Source organism: Bacillus sp. VA15 (genome assembly GCF_055721145.1).
This window is the reverse complement of sequence record NZ_JBVQPQ010000013.1, coordinates 38,137-55,665: the sequence shown is the minus strand read 5'-3', so window position 1 is coordinate 55,665 and position 17,529 is coordinate 38,137. Positions and strand designations below refer to the sequence as shown.

At 43.8% G+C, this 17,529-nt stretch carries 18 protein-coding genes and 1 rRNA gene; all 19 read right to left on the bottom strand.

The features are described 5' to 3' along the window. Positions 1 to 89 (bottom strand): 16S ribosomal RNA (locus tag AC0DBE_RS21040); the annotation flags it as partial. 311 nt (positions 90 to 400) lie between these two features. After that, complete coding sequence (gene lysS, locus AC0DBE_RS21035; RefSeq protein WP_014112326.1) at positions 401 to 1,900, bottom strand: lysine--tRNA ligase; 1,500 nt, start codon at positions 1,898 to 1,900, stop codon at positions 401 to 403. A 91-nt stretch (positions 1,901 to 1,991) separates the two neighbouring features. Further along, positions 1,992 to 2,993, bottom strand: a complete 1,002-nt coding sequence (gene dusB, locus AC0DBE_RS21030) for a tRNA dihydrouridine synthase DusB (RefSeq protein ID WP_014112325.1) — start codon at positions 2,991 to 2,993, stop codon at positions 1,992 to 1,994. A 13-nt stretch (positions 2,994 to 3,006) separates the two neighbouring features. Beyond that, a complete protein-coding gene (locus AC0DBE_RS21025; protein ID WP_014112324.1) occupies positions 3,007 to 3,225 on the bottom strand; it encodes a helix-turn-helix domain-containing protein in 219 nt (72 codons plus the stop codon). After that, on the bottom strand, positions 3,177 to 3,680 hold the full coding sequence (gene folK, locus AC0DBE_RS21020) for a 2-amino-4-hydroxy-6-hydroxymethyldihydropteridine diphosphokinase (RefSeq protein ID WP_014112323.1): 504 nt from the start codon (positions 3,678 to 3,680) through the stop codon (positions 3,177 to 3,179). Before folK ends, AC0DBE_RS21025 begins: the two co-directional genes overlap by 49 nt. Then, on the bottom strand, positions 3,677 to 4,039 hold the full coding sequence (gene folB, locus AC0DBE_RS21015) for a dihydroneopterin aldolase (RefSeq protein ID WP_472963656.1): 363 nt from the start codon (positions 4,037 to 4,039) through the stop codon (positions 3,677 to 3,679). The genes folK and folB overlap by 4 nt, the downstream gene beginning before the upstream one ends. Further along, positions 4,032 to 4,889 carry a dihydropteroate synthase gene (gene folP / locus AC0DBE_RS21010; RefSeq protein WP_003218403.1) on the bottom strand — a complete coding sequence of 286 codons (858 nt, stop codon included), beginning with the start codon at positions 4,887 to 4,889 and terminating at the stop codon, positions 4,032 to 4,034. Before folP ends, folB begins: the two co-directional genes overlap by 8 nt. After that, complete coding sequence (gene pabC / locus AC0DBE_RS21005; protein WP_472963660.1) at positions 4,871 to 5,752, bottom strand: aminodeoxychorismate lyase; 882 nt, start codon at positions 5,750 to 5,752, stop codon at positions 4,871 to 4,873. Before pabC ends, folP begins: the two co-directional genes overlap by 19 nt. Beyond that, positions 5,752 to 6,336 carry an aminodeoxychorismate/anthranilate synthase component II gene (gene pabA, locus AC0DBE_RS21000; protein ID WP_014112319.1) on the bottom strand — a complete coding sequence of 195 codons (585 nt, stop codon included), beginning with the start codon at positions 6,334 to 6,336 and terminating at the stop codon, positions 5,752 to 5,754. Before pabA ends, pabC begins: the two co-directional genes overlap by 1 nt. Positions 6,337 to 6,349: 13 nt before the next feature. Next, the gene (locus AC0DBE_RS20995) at positions 6,350 to 7,759 is read right to left on the bottom strand and encodes an anthranilate synthase component I family protein (protein WP_472963652.1); all 1,410 of its coding nucleotides are present in this window, start codon (positions 7,757 to 7,759) and stop codon (positions 6,350 to 6,352) included. Positions 7,760 to 7,922: 163 nt separating this feature from the next. Then, the gene (gene cysK, locus AC0DBE_RS20990; RefSeq protein ID WP_014112318.1) at positions 7,923 to 8,849 is read right to left on the bottom strand and encodes a cysteine synthase A; all 927 of its coding nucleotides are present in this window, start codon (positions 8,847 to 8,849) and stop codon (positions 7,923 to 7,925) included. 75 nt (positions 8,850 to 8,924) lie between these two features. Further along, entirely contained in the window at positions 8,925 to 9,818 is an 894-nt protein-coding gene (locus AC0DBE_RS20985; RefSeq protein ID WP_087987618.1) for a peptidyl-prolyl cis-trans isomerase, read from the bottom strand. Positions 9,819 to 9,865: 47 nt separating this feature from the next. Further along, positions 9,866 to 10,741, bottom strand: a complete 876-nt coding sequence (hslO, locus tag AC0DBE_RS20980; protein WP_041520828.1) for a redox-regulated molecular chaperone HslO — start codon at positions 10,739 to 10,741, stop codon at positions 9,866 to 9,868. Between the two features lie 11 nt (positions 10,742 to 10,752). Further along, positions 10,753 to 11,529 carry a type III pantothenate kinase gene (locus tag AC0DBE_RS20975; protein WP_014112315.1) on the bottom strand — a complete coding sequence of 259 codons (777 nt, stop codon included), beginning with the start codon at positions 11,527 to 11,529 and terminating at the stop codon, positions 10,753 to 10,755. Positions 11,530 to 11,722: 193 nt separating this feature from the next. Beyond that, entirely contained in the window at positions 11,723 to 13,636 is a 1,914-nt protein-coding gene (ftsH, locus tag AC0DBE_RS20970; RefSeq protein WP_003218392.1) for an ATP-dependent zinc metalloprotease FtsH, read from the bottom strand. 97 nt (positions 13,637 to 13,733) lie between these two features. Continuing rightward, complete coding sequence (hpt, locus tag AC0DBE_RS20965) at positions 13,734 to 14,276, bottom strand: hypoxanthine phosphoribosyltransferase (protein WP_472963646.1); 543 nt, start codon at positions 14,274 to 14,276, stop codon at positions 13,734 to 13,736. Next, positions 14,273 to 15,691, bottom strand: a complete 1,419-nt coding sequence (gene tilS, locus AC0DBE_RS20960; RefSeq protein WP_072181789.1) for a tRNA lysidine(34) synthetase TilS — start codon at positions 15,689 to 15,691, stop codon at positions 14,273 to 14,275. Before tilS ends, hpt begins: the two co-directional genes overlap by 4 nt. A gap of 103 nt (positions 15,692 to 15,794) precedes the next feature. After that, positions 15,795 to 16,811: a serine/threonine protein kinase PrkT gene (gene prkT, locus AC0DBE_RS20955; RefSeq protein WP_072565627.1), complete on the bottom strand. Its 1,017-nt coding sequence runs from the start codon at positions 16,809 to 16,811 to the stop codon at positions 15,795 to 15,797. Then, positions 16,777 to 17,514, bottom strand: a complete 738-nt coding sequence (locus AC0DBE_RS20950; RefSeq protein ID WP_014112311.1) for a vWA domain-containing protein — start codon at positions 17,512 to 17,514, stop codon at positions 16,777 to 16,779. The genes prkT and AC0DBE_RS20950 overlap by 35 nt, the downstream gene beginning before the upstream one ends. Positions 17,515 to 17,529: the final 15 nt, after the last annotated feature.

Here is a 17,529-nt window from a genome sequence, read left to right as displayed (position 1 = left end):
GGGAGCAAGCTCCCATCTGTCCGCTCGACTTGCATGTATTAGGCACGCCGCCAGCGTTCGTCCTGAGCCAGGATCAAACTCTCCGATAAAGTAGTTTGACTGACTACGCACATCGCTGTGCGATTTTGTAAAAAATGAATTAACAGGTACGTTTTGTCTTGTTTAGTTTTCAAAGATCATTTTGTCCACTTCGTTCAAGCGACTTTATTATTATAACTCGTTGACTCAGTGAAGTCAACAAATTTTTTTGAAGTTCTTTTTTCGTTATCGCCTTGTTTAGCGGCAACGAATATTAATATACCACCTTGTAAATAATAGTGCAATAGTTTTTTTGAAGAAATACTTAGGAATTTAAAAAGAGCGGTATCCCTTCATAGAGAAAGGATGCCGCTCTTCTTTATTAGCGTTGTCTCATCTGCGGGAATAACAGTACATCGCGAATAGAAGGAGCATTCGTCAGCAGCATAACCAGACGGTCGATACCGATGCCTAAACCTCCTGTTGGCGGCATACCGTATTCCAGAGCTTCAACAAAGTCTTCATCCATTAGATGAGCTTCATCATTACCGGCTTCACGCTCTTTTAATTGCGCTTCAAAGCGTTCTCTTTGATCAATAGGATCATTCAGCTCTGTAAACGCGTTTGCATGTTCACGGCCAACGATAAACAGTTCAAAACGGTCTGTAAAGCGTGGGTCCTCTGGGTTTTTCTTAGCTAGAGGAGAGATTTCTACAGGATGTCCGTAAATAAACGTTGGCTGAATAAGCGTTTCTTCAATTTTTTGTTCGAAGAATTCGTTGATGATATGGCCTACTGTCATAGAATCTTTAATCTCTACGCCATGTTCTTTTGCATATTCACGCGCCTGCTCAACAGTAACCTCTTCCCAGAAATCAACGCCAGTCGCTTCTTTGACCGCGTCAACCATATGGATTCTTTTCCACTCAGGTTTAAGGTCGATTTGTTCTTCGCCATATTGGATCGTAGTTGTCCCAAGAACTTCTTGGGCGATATGAGCGACAAGGTTTTCAGTTAAGCTCATGATATCTTTATAGTCCGCATATGCTTCATATAACTCAATCATCGTGAATTCAGGGTTATGGCGTGTAGAGACACCTTCATTACGGAAAACACGGCCGATTTCATATACTTTTTCTAAACCGCCGACAATTAGGCGTTTTAGATGCAATTCGATTGCAATACGCATGTAGAGCGGAATATCTAACGCATTGTGGTGAGTGATAAATGGACGTGCAGAAGCTCCCCCAGGAATGCTGTGCATTGTTGGTGTTTCTACTTCTAAGTATCCGTGATCATCAAGGTATCTTCTCATAGCTTGAATGATCTTGCTTCGTGCGATGAACGTATGTTTGCTGTCTGGATTTACGATAAGATCCAAGTAGCGCTGGCGGTAGCGCTGCTCAACATCTTTCAAACCATGGTATTTGTCAGGAAGCGGACGAAGCGCTTTTGTCAGCAATTCAAAAGAAGTTGCTTTAACAGACAATTCGCCTACATTTGTTTTAAAGACTTTTCCGGTTACACCGATAAGATCACCGAGGTCAGAAGACTTGAAGATTTCATATTGGTCGTCACCGACACTGTCTTTTCTTACGTAGATTTGAATTTGGCCTTCTAAGTCCTGAAGATGTGCAAAACCGGCTTTTCCTTTACCGCGTTTTGTCATCATGCGGCCTGCGATTGTGACTTCAATCGCTTTTTCTTCTAACTCTTCTTTGGTTAGATCTTGATATGCTGAAATAACTTCCTGAGACTGATGAGTTCTTTCAAAACGTGCGCCGAATGGATCGATGCCGTTATCTCTCAGCTGATTCATTTTATCGCGTCTGACTTGCAGCTGGTCGTTCAATTCTTCATGGTTATGCTCTTCTTGACTCATTGTTATCACTCCATTACAGATATTGTTTCATGAAAAAAGCAGAAAAACTGCCAGCGCAAAACTGGCAGTGAGCAGCAAATAGAGGTGAGCATTATCCTACTTTTGCGTTTTGAAGCTCTTTTGCCTCAACTTCAACAGTAAATGCATCTAAAAGCTGCACAAACTCTTCTCTTGTCTCGCAATGATTGATTTCATTACGAACATTCGCATTGCCTCTTACACCTTTCAGATACCATGCAGCATGCTTTCTCATTTCTCTTACCGCTACGTTTTCACCTTTTAAGTCAACCAGGCGGTCAAGATGCAGTTTGCATACCGCCATTTTTTCGCGTACTTGCGGCTCTTCTTTTAATTCACCTGTTTCAAGGTACTGAACCGTACGGTAAATCATCCACGGATTGCCCAATGCAGCGCGTCCGATCATGACACCGTCTACTCCTGTTTCATCGAGCATACGCTTAGCATCCTGCGGCGTCTTAACATCGCCGTTTCCGATAACCGGAATCGATACTGATTGTTTTACTTCTTTGATGATGTCCCAGTTTGCCGTTCCTTCGTACATCTGCACTCTCGTACGGCCGTGAAGCGCAACTGCTTTTCCGCCCGCACGTTCTACAGCCTGTGCATTTTTCACTGCGAAAATATGGTCTTCATCCCAGCCCATTCTCATTTTCACTGTAACTGGTTTATCAACGGCATCCACTACTGCAGAAACCATTTCGTAAATCTTATCAGGATCGAGAAGCCATTTGGCTCCTGCATCGCATTTTGTAATCTTTGGCACAGGACACCCCATGTTAATATCAATAATATCAGCAGTTGTGTTTTGATCTACAAACTTCGCCGCTTCCACAAGGGTTTCCTTTTTTCCTCCGAAAATTTGAAGGCTGAGCGGTTTTTCACGTTCATCAATGTAAAGCATACCCATGGTTTTCGCATTGTTGTAAAGGATCGCTTTGTCACTGACCATTTCAGCACATACCAATCCAGCTCCGAATTCCTTTACAGTCAATCTGAAGGCTGAGTTGCAGACACCAGCCATAGGGGCAAGCACAACCCTGTTTTTCAATTGAATATCACCGATTTTAAACATTTTTGACCTCCCTTCATTTGTTATCTTTTTCTGGCGGCGCTAATTCGTCCGCGCTTATATTTAAAACATCTGCTGCACCTTGAATGATGGCAGCTGACGGCAATCGGTTTCCGCGTTCAATTTCGCCGAGAATAGAAACTGATATACCTAACGCTTTTGCAAATCCTTCTTGAGTATAACCTTTCAGCTTTCTGAATGCACGAATTCGTCTACCCCAGATTTCTGCTTCCATACTCTTACACCTTCTTGGTCTGTTTCCGCACTTGTTGCCTCTTTTTCAACCTGCGGGCAAATCTCCGCAAGCGGCGCAAGGACAAACAAACGCTCATACATTCTCGGATGCGGAACAATTAGTTGCTCTGTTTCAATATTTTCACGATTAAACAGCAAAATGTCAAGGTCTGCCGTCCGCGGTCCCCATCTTACTTCCCTTGTTCTTCCTAATTCATTTTCTATATGCTGCGTCAGCTCAAGGAGTTCAAAAGGGTTCAGCGACGTCTTGATTTCAACAGCCATATTCAAAAATTCATCTTGGTCTTCGTATCCGACCGGGTCAGTTTCGTAAATGGACGACACTTTAGTGACTGTCACCGCATCATGCTGGTGCAGCAATGCCACTGCTTGTCTTAAATATGTTTCTCTATCTCCAATGTTTGATCCAAGTGCGATATAAGCTATGTTGTTCATGACTTTTTTCTCGTGATTTCAATTGCTACTGATTTATAGTGTCCGGGAATTGGCGGATCTGGCTTAATCACTTTCACAGTACATTGCTGCACCGGCTGAAATTTCTTGAGCACATTGTCGGCAATACGTTCCGCCAGCGTTTCCACCAATTTCACAGGCTCCCCTTCTACGATATCTTTACATAAGTGATAGAGCTCAGCATAGTTAATCGTTTGCTCAAGGTCGTCTGTTTGTCCGGCTTTGCTTAAATCCAGCTCAGCGGTTAAATCAACTTTAAATCGCTGTCCAAGCTTGTTTTCTTCTTTGAACACACCGTGGTATCCGTAAAACTCCATTCCTTCTACAAAGACTTTATCCATGGTGCACCCCTCCCTTATTCAGCATCGCGTCCATCATTTTCGCCATTCTGGCAATTTGTTTCACGTCATGGACCCTGACAATGTCACAGCCTTTTTGAATGCCGAGACACACGGTCGCACCTGTGCCCTCAGCCCGCTCCTCAGGCGGAAGATCCAGAACACGTCCGATGAATCTTTTTCGGGAGGTTGCCAGAAGAACCGGATACCCCAGTCCGCTCAAAATCTCGAGTTTGTTCATCACTGCCAAGTTATCATGATAGGTTTTCGCGAAACCGATACCTGGATCAAGGATAATGTTCCTTTCCTCTACTCCGGCCTCAACAGCGATTTTTACACTCTCCATTAAGTCCGACAGCATATCCGGTAATAAGTCATTGTAATTTCTCTCAGGGCGGTTATGCATGAGAACAATCGGAACATTGTGTTCTGCTGCAACGGAAGCCATCTTCGGATCATGTTTCGCTCCCCAAATATCATTGATGATGGATGCGCCTGCTTTAACAGCTTCATCTGCGACAGAAGCCTTGTACGTATCTACAGAAATCGGCACGCCCAGTTCTTTTGTGATCCGCTCAATTACCGGAATCACTCTGGACATCTCCTCATCCTCTGAGACATATTCAGCGCCAGGCCTTGTCGATTCTCCTCCGATGTCAATGATATGGGCACCGTCATCGATCATCTCTTTCGCGTGCAGGAGTGCCTTGTCCAAGCTGTCATATTTTCCGCCGTCCGAGAAAGAGTCAGGCGTTACGTTTAAAATTCCCATCACCAGTGTCTTCTCTTTATATGATAAAGCGCTGGGCTTGGTGTGGATTACTTGTGTTTGGTCTATCGTTTGCTGCGCCATTCTCTTCCTCCCTTTTCATGAATCATGTTCTTTATTTCTTTTTTGTATAGCGCTTGAAGAGCAGAGGCTGCTCCTCCGCTTTGGCCCGCGTAGTTTACTTCTTCTATTTTCGTAAAAGGGATGATCTCAAGAACCGAGTTCGTCATCCACGCTTCGTCAGCTGTCAAAAGAGCTTCCAGCTCATATCGGCCCGTTTTGAGTGCCAGTCCTATTTTGTTCGCATTTTCCATGACAAAACGTCTCGTGACACCGTCCAGAATACCGGTATCAAGAGATGGGGTATAGATGCAGCTGTCTTTTCTCCAGAAAACATTTGATATGATGCCCTCCGCAATAGCTCCATCCTCCGTTAGGAAAATCCCTTCGACACGCGGATCATTTCCGATTTCTCGCTTCGCATACATATTATTTAAATAATGATGAGATTTTAACCGGAACGGCCCCTCTGGTGTGTTTCTCCGTATCGATAAAACCTTTCCTTCTTTTTGCAAAGGAAGACTTTCTGGTTTCAGTTGGTTCACATAGCATAAAACAGTTGGCTTATCGTAAGTCTGGGCAACAAAGCCTTTATCGCTGATGCCGGCTGATATGTCCAGCCTGACACGGGCATTGCCATCCTTGATCTTATTCAGCCGAAGCAGCTTGTCCAGCATCTCAAGGATCTCATGCTTTGAAACAGTATATTCGATTTGCAGATCCTTAAGTGCGCGTTCAAGCCTTTTTATATGCCAATCAAGCAAAAATGGGCAGCCTTCGTAAAGCCTGAAGGTTTCGAAAACACCGATCCCATATAAAAATCCATGGTCAAAAGGAGAAAGAACTGCATCTTTCTCCTCTATATACCGGCCGTTAACATATATCATCACGCAATAACTTCCTTGCGGTATGTCTCAATGAAATTTCTGAGCATTTCTTTCCCAAAGGAAGTCATAATAGACTCTGGGTGAAATTGCACGCCCTCTATCGGGAGGTCATTGTGGCGAATGGCCATGATTTCTCCTTCTTTCGTTTGTGCTGTTACTGTAAAACAGCTTGGCAGCGTCTCAGATTTTACGATCAGCGAGTGATAACGAGTCGCGACAAGGGGATTTTTCAAGCCTTCGAAGATTGTCTTGCCGTCATGCTCAATATCCGAGGTTTTCCCGTGCATAAGCCGTTCAGCCCTAATTACGTCCCCGCCAAATACTTGTGCGATGGACTGATGACCGAGGCATACACCAAAAACGGGAATTTTCCCTGCAAAATGTTTAATTGCTTCAAGGCTAATCCCTGCCTCATCAGGACTGCACGGTCCTGGTGAAATCATCAGAAAATCAGGAGACAGCTCTTCGATTTCTTCGATCGTGATGTCGTCATTGCGTTTCACAATCAGTTCTTCCCCAAGCTCGCCCAAATACTGCACCAAGTTGTACGTGAATGAATCGTAGTTATCAATCATTAAAATCATTTCTCCGCTCACCTCATCTAATTTTTGTCTCTTCTTTGCTCAGCTCTAACGCCTTTTGCATCGCAAAAGCTTTTTTGAATGATTCCCTGTACTCGTGCTTTGGAACGGAATCAATCACAACTCCTGCGCCGGACTGCATAAATGCCTGCCCTCCGGTTGCATAAATGGTTCGAATGACGATATTAAACTGCAGATCGTGATTATATCCAAACCATCCTATAGATCCAGTATAAAGCCCGCGGCGTGTCGGCTCAAGTTCTTCTATAATTTCCATCGTTCTTACTTTGGGAGCACCTGTAATGGTTCCTCCAGGAAACACAGCATGAATAATATCTACGGCATCATACCCATCCTGCAGTTCACCTTGGACGTTAGACACAATATGCATCACATGCGAGTATTTTTCAATCGCCATGAATTCGTTCACGCGCACAGATCCGTACCGTGATACTCTTCCCAGATCATTTCGCTCAAGATCAACCAGCATGACATGTTCAGCGCGTTCTTTTTCATTGTGGATCAATTCGTTTGCGAGCGCTTCGTCTTCTTCATCCGTTTTTCCCCTGGAACGGGTGCCCGCAATCGGTCTCGTCTCTAATAGCTTGCCCTTTTTGCTGACAAGCAGTTCAGGCGATCCGCAAATGATTTGGAAATCAGGTGTTTCTAAATAAGCCATATACGGCGAAGGATTTACTTCTCTCAGGGTCTTGTAAATTTGATATGGGTGGACAGACAGCGACTGTGACTGCCTTATTGATAGATTGACTTGGAACACATCTCCGCTGGCAATGTATTGTTTGATTTTCTCTACAGCTTGTGAGAATCCATCCTCGGTAAATGGTGCCGCGAAGGAACCGTCTGATTCATGCTTCATCTCTCGCGAAGGGACAGCGGGAAGCTCAGTCAGCCACATCCGCTCCAACTCGGATAGCTTCACGTCAGCAGAATCATCAGTGCCATTAACATGAGTAATCAGCCACAGAGACTCATCTTGATGGTCATAAACTGCTATATCATCAAAAACAAGAAAATAAATATCGGGTGTTTCCAGATCATCTAATGAGAGCATTTTAAAATTTTCAATGTAACGTGCGTAATCATAGCTGAGAAACCCGATTGCCCCGCCTTGAAAATCCGGGAGCTCGTGATCTGTTTCTGTTTCCAGCGTTTTAAACCAGCTGTGGAAGGCACGTAATGGATCACCTTCTTTAAACAGCATCTCATCCCCATGCTTAATGGTTGTAATTCCGTCTTTTCCTTTTACAGTCGCAATCGGATCAAGACCGGCTATACTGTATCTGCCGCCTCTTGCACTTTCAAGAAGTACATGCTGTTTTCTGGATTGCGCAAGTTTCTCAAATTGTTGTAAGAATGAGTCTTTTTGAAAAGGTACTTTTTTGCCTGCCGGTCTGCGTTGTGCCATTTATATCATTCCTCTATTTTCTTTTTTGCTTGTTTTTTATTGTAAAGCAATCTTGTTAGTGAAAAAAGTGAATTTCTCTTCCAAGAATAACATTCGTCGCAGACATGGCATATTTGATGCACAAATATAAAAAAACTCCCGGCGGACCGGGAGTTTGGCTTTTTTAATCGAATTGATACAGCGGCGTGCTCAGATAACGTTCGCCATTACTTGGAATGATGGCCAATACTTTTTTGCCTTTTCCGAGTTTTTTCGCTACTTGAAGAGCAGCATAAATTGCCGCGCCTGATGAGATGCCTCCGAGAATTCCTTCTTCACGTGCAGCTCTGCGTGCATATTCGAATGCTTCTTCATTCTTCACGGGGAAGATTTCATCATATACTTCAGTATTTAAGATGTCCGGTACAAATCCAGCTCCGATTCCCTGAATTTTATGGGGGCCTGGTTTTCCTCCTGATAGCACTGGGGAATCTGACGGTTCAACAGCGTAAATTTTGATGGAAGGGTATGCTTCCTTCAGAACTTCACCCGCTCCTGTAATCGTTCCGCCTGTACCGATTCCGGCTACAAATGCATCAAGCTGATCATCACCGAATTGCTCAACGATTTCTTTACCCGTTGTTTGGCGGTGAATTTCTGGGTTAGAGGGGTTATTAAACTGCTGCGGCACAAAGTATCCGTGCTGCTCAGCAAGCTCTTCAGCCTTCTTAATGGCGCCTTTCATGCCTTCTGCACCAGGAGTCAGCACAAGCTCAGCACCGTATGCGCGAAGAAGGTTGCGACGCTCCATGCTCATTGTATCAGGCATAACCAAAATAGCTTTTAACCCTTTAGCAGCAGCAACCATCGCAAGCCCGATTCCAGTATTTCCGCTTGTCGGTTCAATGATTGTATCACCGGCTTTTAATTTCCCTTCTTTTTCAGCGGCTTCAATCATAGCTAAACCGATACGGTCTTTTACACTGCTTCCAGGGTTCATGTATTCAAGCTTTAGATATACATCCGCACTGTTTTCATCTGCAAGGCGATTTAATTTCACGATTGGCGTATTCCCAATTAATTCAGTAATGGAGTTTGCTACACGTACCATTCTCGACACCTCAATTTCCGACTATTTGTATTGGTATTATGTATATAATCTATCAATTTCAAAATTTTTTGTCAATCACTTAGTACTTTTTTCCCCATAAAACCACGATACATCGGCTTCTTTCCAAAGTGTTTTGACTGTCGCTTTATCGCCTAGCTGATCCATTGCGATTTGCCGTCTGATCTGATCCTTTACTTCATCATACGAGAATGTTCTTGCCTTTAGTTTTTCTTTCAGCTGAATAACGGCATATCCGTTACTGACCTTTATCGGTTCGTCAGACCATTCATCCTCTTTGAGTGTTTTTGCTTCTTCAATGTATGCTGACGAAATGTTGTCTGATGCTTCTGTGACAAAACCTAAATCTCCGCCGTATGGTGATGTATATCTGTCTGTAGACCTTTCCGCCGCGACAGCTTCAAAGCTTGAGCCGCCTTTCAGTTCTTTCAGGACTTCTCTCGCTTCTTCTTCATCTTTTACAACAATGTGCCGAATTCGATACGAATCATCAAACTGATACAGTTCTTTATTTTTATTATAGAATGATTTCAGTTCTTTGTTTGAAATATCAATATCCCTTGTTAACAATTCTTCAAGAAGGATATTATAACGAATTTGATCTTTCCACTCTTTCTCAGTTGTATGTTCGTCTTCGTAAAAGGAATTGTTGACCGCTTTAATCAGCAAAAACTCACGATCAATTTCATTTTTAGACACTTTGAGGTTGTTCTTTTGGGCTAGCTGCTCAACAACTCGGACATTGATCATATCTTCAAGTGTCGACTTTCCATATCGGTCTTCCATTTCTTTCAGCCATTCTTCTCTTGTCACACTTTTGCCTCCGATCGTCGCAATAGACTCACCGGACGGCGATGCGCCTGCCTGGGATTTCGTCAGCGTATATGCAACAGCAATACAGCAAACCAACAGCGCCCCTAAAATAATGGTCCAGATTGTTCTTGATTTCAAACCTGTTTTCAGCCCCTTTTCTCAAATTAAAAAACCCGCTAAAGAGCTTAGCGGGTGGTTTGGTCACGAAGCCCTTCCAGCTCTTCTTTTGTAAATAAGTACTTTTCATTACAAAAATGGCATACTGCTTCGGCTTGTCCATCTTCTTCTATCATATCTTGAATTTCTTTTTTGCCTAGTCCTAAAATAGCTGTTTCGAAACGTTCTTTTGAACAAGGGCAATGGAATCTAACAGGCATCGTTTCCAAAATCTCAGGCTTCTCGCCTAGGACTTCTTCTAAAATCTCTTCCGGTGTAAGCCCTTTTTGGATGAGCTTTGAAATCGGCTCTACTTGAGATAGACGCTGTTCAATTTTTGCGATGGTTTCATCATCAGTTCCCGGCATCAGCTGAATAATAAAGCCCCCTGCCGCAAGAATGGTATTGTCAGGATTCACGAGCACACCTACGCCCACTGATGAAGGAACCTGCTCAGATGACACAAGATAGTAAGTGAAATCATCACCCAATTCTCCTGAAACAATTTCTACTTGTCCTGTGAAGAACTCGCGTAAACCTAAATCTTTTACGACACTTAACGTTCCGCTAGTTCCAACTGCACGTCTGACATCAAGCTTGCCTTGTTCATTTAAATCAAAATGAACTTGCGGGTTAGAGACGTATGCTCTGACTTCCCCTTTTGCATTGGCATCAGCTACAATTGCTCCGATTGGACCTCCGCCCTCGATTTTCACCGTCAGCTTATCATCGCCCTTCAGCATAGCGCCGAGCATAAGTGAGGCTGTCATTGTACGGCCCAGTGCAGCGGATGCTGTCGGCCACGTACCATGGCGTCTTTGCCCTTCATTTACCATATCAGTTGTTCTCGCTGCATAAGCGCGAACTTTTCCATCATACGCAAGTGCTTTTACTAAATAATCCATTACAAAACCTCCTATACACTTCCTACGCGGTTTCGTTCATAAATCAATTCCAGCCCTTTTAGGGTTAAGAATGGATCAACGATATCTATACAATCTGATTCGTTTGCAATGAGCGGCGCAAGGCCTCCTGTCGCAATGACCTTTGGTTCCTGTTTTGCCTGCCATTTCATTCGCTTGACGATTCCTTCCACTTGACCGACATAGCCAAATAAAATTCCAGATTGCATCGCGCTTACAGTGTTTTTTCCGATAATATTGTCAGGCCGGGTGATTTCGATACGCGGAAGCTTTGCCGCACGCGAATAAAGCGCCTCTGTCGAAATCGTAATCCCAGGAGCAATCGCCCCGCCCATGTATTGTTTGTTTTCATCAATATAGCAGTACGTTGTGGCAGTTCCGAAATCAACAACAATTAACGGATTGCCGTATAAGTGTATCGCTGCAACAGCATTTACGATTCTGTCTGCTCCCACTTCTTTCGGATTGTCATATTTTATATTTAAACCCGTTTTCACACCCGGACCGACAATTTGCGGTTCGATATGAAAGTATTTTGTGCACATTCTTTCTAACGCAAACATGATTGGCGGCACTACCGATGAAATAATAATGCCATCTATCTGTTCAAACATAAGCCCGGAATGCTCAAATAAGGAGCGTAAAATCATCCCAAACTCATCTTCTGTTTTATGCCTGCTTGTTTCTATACGCCAGTGATATTCTAATTTTCCATCATGATATACACCAAGTACAGTATTGGTGTTCCCCACATCGATAACCAGTAACAACCTCTATCACCACTTTTGAATAGTTTCTCTACTTTACTTTTTACAAACATTCTACAATAACATACACGATCAGCGGCTCATTTGTAAACAAATCGATACCAGAATTGGATGATTGTAAAAGACGCAGCCGAGCCCATGATTTACATAAAAAAACTGCCAGCGTCAGCCGGCAGTTTTTTAGAGAGAAAGCGAATTACTCTTTTGTATCGTCTTTCTTTTCTTCTGTTTTTGTTAGAATGTTTACTTTCACATCATCGTTCTTTTCATCATCAGAGAAATTGCGCTCAGGCAATGTTCCATGATCAACGAGATGTTTGATTTGTTCAGCGTCAAGCGTTTCAACTTTCAGAAGCGTTTGAGCAATCAATTCAAGCTTGTCACGATTTTCAGTCAGAATTTGTTTCGCGCGCTCATAACATTCTTTGATGATGCGCTGAATTTCCTGATCAATTTCGTAAGCGATTTGATCACTGTAGTTCTGTTCGTTGTTGAAATCACGGCCTAAGAATACCTGACCGCCCTGAGACTGTCCAAATTGCAACGGTCCCAGTTTTTCTGACATACCGAATTCTGTAACCATTCGTCTTGCAATATTCGTCGCACGCTGGAAGTCATTGTGCGCTCCTGTGCTGACCTCACCGAAGATAATTTCTTCAGCTACACGTCCGCCCAAGAGGCCGACAATTTTATCAAGCAGCTCCGGCTTTGTCTGGAAGTAACGGTCTTCTCTTGGAAGCATAACTGCATAACCGCCAGCCTGACCCCGAGGAACAATCGTTACTTTATGGACCATATCAGCCTCATCTAAAACGAGTCCGATAACAGTGTGTCCGCCTTCGTGATAAGCCACGATATTGCGTTCTTTCTTGGAGATGACGCGGCTCTTCTTAGCAGGTCCGGCAATTACACGGTCCGTCGCTTCGTCAATATCACGCGCATCGATTTTTTTCTTGTTTTGACGAGCCGCCACAAGTGCAGCTTCATTCAATAGATTTTCTAAGTCCGCGCCTGAGAAACCTGGTGTTCTCATAGCAATTGATTTCAGGTTAACCGTTTCATCCAGCGGTTTGTTTCTCGCATGGACTTTCAATACAGCTTCACGGCCAATGACATCTGGGCGGTCCACTGTGATTTGACGGTCAAAACGTCCCGGACGAAGTAAGGCTGGGTCCAAGATGTCCGCACGGTTCGTCGCAGCAATGATGATGATTCCTTCATTGGCGCTGAATCCGTCCATTTCAACAAGCAATTGGTTAAGCGTCTGTTCACGTTCATCGTGTCCTCCGCCGAGACCTGCTCCACGCTGGCGTCCGACTGCGTCAATTTCATCGATGAAGATCAAACAAGGCGCATTCTTTTTCGCATTTTCAAACAAGTCACGCACACGGGAAGCACCGACACCTACAAACATTTCAACGAAATCAGATCCGCTGATGCTGAAGAAAGGTACGCCGGCTTCACCTGCACAAGCTTTTGCCAGCAATGTTTTACCGGTTCCCGGAGGTCCGACTAAAAGCACGCCTTTTGGTATTCTCGCACCAAGCTCGGCAAACTTGCGGGGATCTTTCAGAAACTCAACAACTTCAACGAGTTCTTGCTTTTCTTCGTCAGCCCCTGCAACGTCTTTAAATTTGACGCGTTTCTTTTCCTCTGTATACAACTTCGCCTTGCTCTTACCAAAGTTCATGACACGGCTGCCGCCGCCTTGAGCCTGATTGAGCAGGAAGAAAAACAGAATAAAGATAATGACAAACGGGATGATGGTCGTCAGGAATGTCACCCATCCGCTTGTTTCTTGAGCGGGCTCAACCTTTACGTCTGTCTTTTTCAAAGCATTAAATATCTGGTCTGCTCCCTTTCCTTCAGGAACATGAGACAAAAAGTATTGATCTTTGTCGTAGTTTTTCAGCTGCCCTTTTACCTCATAAACACCTCTGACAGGCTGAACCGATACGCTATCAACTTTCCCGTCATCCAGGTTTTTGATGAACGTACTGTACGACATATTTTCTGTTTTCGGATTTGAGGTCTGGAAGTAGCTCACAACCCCGATTACTACTAATAAAATAAGTAAATAAAAAATGGTATTACGGAAGACCCGATTCATTCCTTACCTCCTCCCACAGTAAGCACAACTATGTTCAATAGTACCATAGAAAATCATTCCAATACAAACAATAACCATCTCGGAAGCAGGCTGCCGATCAGCTTTCATAAACTGCCGGTTTTAACACTCCGATATAAGGCAGATTGCGATAGCGCTCAGCATAATCAAGTCCGTAACCCACTACAAACGCGTCAGGAACTTCAAAGCCTACAAAGTCTGCTTTAATGTCCACTTTTCTTCCGCTCGGTTTATCCAAAAGGGTAACAATCTTAATTGATTTTGCTTTACGGTATCGGAAGAGCTCTACTAGATAACTTAAGGTTAACCCACTGTCGATGATATCTTCAATAATTAAGATGTCCCGGCCCTCTACAGATGTATCCAAATCTTTAATGATTTTTACTTCTCCAGAAGAAACCGTAGAATTTCCGTAGCTTGATACATCCATGAAATCCATTTCCAAATATGTATCAATATGCTTGATAAGATCCGCCATAAAAGGAAGTGCTCCTTTTAACACACCGATTGCCAACGGAAACGTATCTTGATACTCGCTCGTTAATTCTGCGCCTAACTCTTTTACTTTCTCTTGTATCTCTTCCTCTGAGATCAGTACTTTCTCGATATCATGTTTCATCATGATTTTGCTTGCCCCCTACACTTTTCATGCTGTCTATATTGTAATACAATGCGGTCGCTGTTTGGAATCACAAGATCTTCAAAAATTGATTTTTTCAAGCCCGGTATCCAGATAATTTCACCGCTTGCGTCCGTTACAATCGGCCAGTTGTCTCTTTCTCGGAGAGGCAATTTCTTATCAATAAATATATCCTTTACCTTTTTCGAGCCGTTCATCCCTTTTAGTTTGATCCGGTCTCCAGCTTTTCTCGTCCGGATCGTTAAGGGAAATCGCACCTTTTTTTCACTTGTAATAAAAACAGCATTCCCATGTTCTTCAGGCGAATCCGCATAATGCTTTGCCTCTATCAGAAATCCATTGGGGAGCACTGCCGTTTCATCAGCAGCTCCGCTTATTTGGTATTCAAAGGGAACATTTTTGCACTGCCATTGTTCAAATGTAAACAAACATGTCTGATATGATTTGACCACCTTCAGCCCTTTCGGAAAGTCCAATACTCCTGAAGGACCGCCCTTTTCCGCCCAATCGAGAAACTGCTGAATGTGATGAGCTGAAAAGGATGATGGAACGTTTTCATAAAGATAGTTTAATATTAGTTGAACTCCTCTTCTTTGTAAAGGCATCGGGAGGGCAAGCAATTGAGAGGATTTGATTTCAACTGATGTATTAGACTGGCTTGTGATTACTTTATTCATTTCATCTTTCGTTAATGACTGTAAGAATTGCTCATCTTCCGTCAGTGCCTCACTCACTTTCTGAAACCTTTTATGCACATCCGGCGACTCCTGTTTCAAAAACGGGAGCACTGTTTTTCTGAATCTGTTTCTTGTGTAGTCATCTTTGGCGTTGCTTTCATCCGTCCGGTAGCTCAAGCTGTTTTCACGGCAATAGTGAAGGATCTCTTCCTTTGTAATGGTTAAGAACGGCCTGATGATCCGCCCCGTCCCAAAACGTCTGACCGGCTGCATTCCCGCAAGTCCCGCTCCAAGCGTACCCTTGGCCAGTCTCATAAGCATCGTTTCAACCTGGTCATCACCATGATGCGCAAGCGCCAGATAGTCCGCTTGATGCTTCAACATGATGTCCTCAAAAAACTGATAGCGGCAATCACGTGCCGCAGCCTGCTTATTGAGACCTTTTTCCTGCGAATATGCTGTTACGTTGATTTGAGCCGTTTCGCACGCGAGCTGTTCAGCTTTACAATAAGCTTGGACAAAACGCATGTCTTCCTCAGATTCCGCGCCCCTGAACCGATGGTCGACATGAGCTGCAATAATATTTGCTGAACGGCCGCATAACGTATGCAGTGCGTGAAGAAGAGCCATTGAGTCCGGACCGCCGGAAACGCCTACAATGATTGTCGCCCCTTTTAACGTAAGATTGTGTTTGTTTAAAAAATCTTTGACACTTTTCACAATGTCCTCCTCACAATGAGCAGGTTTTTTAAAGATATTCATATCCTATCACTTTCAATCCTTCCAAGCAAAGAAGAAGCATAGGCTTTGCAGATTGTGCCATTCAGATTAAGAAGAAGATAATGTAGGCGAAATAAAGCGCCAAAACGCTGATCACGATAAGCGTTGTTTCAAATAACCCCCCCGACTTAGCAGGCTTCTGTTTAGGAGTATAGCGCGTCTTCGTTACTTTTCCTTGGCGCGGTTTTTGCTGTCTTTGTCTTGTGACAGGCTGCGGCGGTGTTTTTACAGCTTGTTTTCTCTGTACTGCTTTTTGCCCCGCGTCGAGCATGTCCTTCTTCATTTCATCTGCGGTTTGATAATCGCCGTTCAATGCTGAAAAAAGCACTTTTTTATACTTTTTCAGCAGAGGGTGCCCTTCGATTAGAGACCTAAGCTGTTCCTTGGGCTGGTTTGTTTTCTTGAATTCTTTTTTATGCACACTGTTGATCATAATCATGGCAACTGCAAACAGATCGTAGGATGGCTCTGCTTTTCTTGTTCCATACCCCCAATACCCTCTGTCATAAAACTCGGTATACTCTTTTATCGCACGGCCTTCCTTTGTTGTGCCGCCTACATCAATGCAGCGGATTCTTGCGGGCGGACCGGTTACAATCAGATTATCAGGTTTAAGATCGCCGAATATCCATCCTTGCTGATGAAGCACTGATAAGCTGGATAACAATTGAATCATCAACACCGGTATCCATTCCGCTCCTTTATCATTTACATAATTCAAAAGCAGCGGGCCTTTTATGTATTCCATTGCATAAAACGAAACTTTCGTATTGGCACTGGGGATATAGGCATCATCCGTATCAAAAAAAGAAGGCCCCATCGTAACGGACTGGGCCTTTGAGAAAGATTTTAAGACATTCACTTCAGAAGTAATAGACAAGCTGTCATCGCTCACCTTTAAGGCAACATGTCCATCTGATGCTTCTGCCAAATACACAATTCCATTGGCCCCTTTTCCAAGCTGTTTACGCAATGTATAAGAGTTTCCGTTCCACTTGCCTTTGATTGTCGTACCCGGCTTAAGGTTACATGCCAAACTCGTCAAAGCGTCGTTCATCATCTGCCAGCATGCTCCTTCTTGAGCGGATTTTTTCAAATTGCTGCGTCGCTTCACGTATCGCCGGACCTGTCGGCGTGATGCCGCCTGTCGAAAGCTTTGCAAAGAGTGAGGAAAGAGATTGCAGCTTTGGTGTCCAGTTCAGCACAAGCTCGACCTCTTGTTTTTTCCCGGGAAATATACACATCGCAAATTCGTTATTCCCGATTCGGGAATTGAGGCTGACAGACAAATCAATCAGCGCCTCTTTTACTGTAGGAAGCTTAGGCGCCATACTTGCACTTGTATCAACAAGGACCAAAACCTGAAGATGCACCGTTTCTCCAAGCTCGTCTACCACTTCCATGACTTCGCCGCGTTTTTCGGGAGAAAGCTCCTCCATTTCCACATTCTTTCCGAGAATTTGTTTCAGCTCTTGATTGACTACACCTTGTAAGGTTTGCGTCATTGCTTTTTTTGTTACCATTTGAACGGTTTGTGAAAGCTGAGATGCATAAACCACCTGATGCACACCGCCTCCGGCAAGCGCAATCCCTTCGACTTCCTTCATTGCTTCAGGGTCAATTTGGTTTTCTTCCATTATACCTATGACATTTACCGTAATCCCCTGCTCTTTAGCAAAAGCAGCCATTGCAAGCGGGTCTTCCCCATGGTTCGAGCAGCCATCCGTTATCAGCAAAATTTGATTTAAATGTCCGTTATTCACATTCATTCCTCCTGG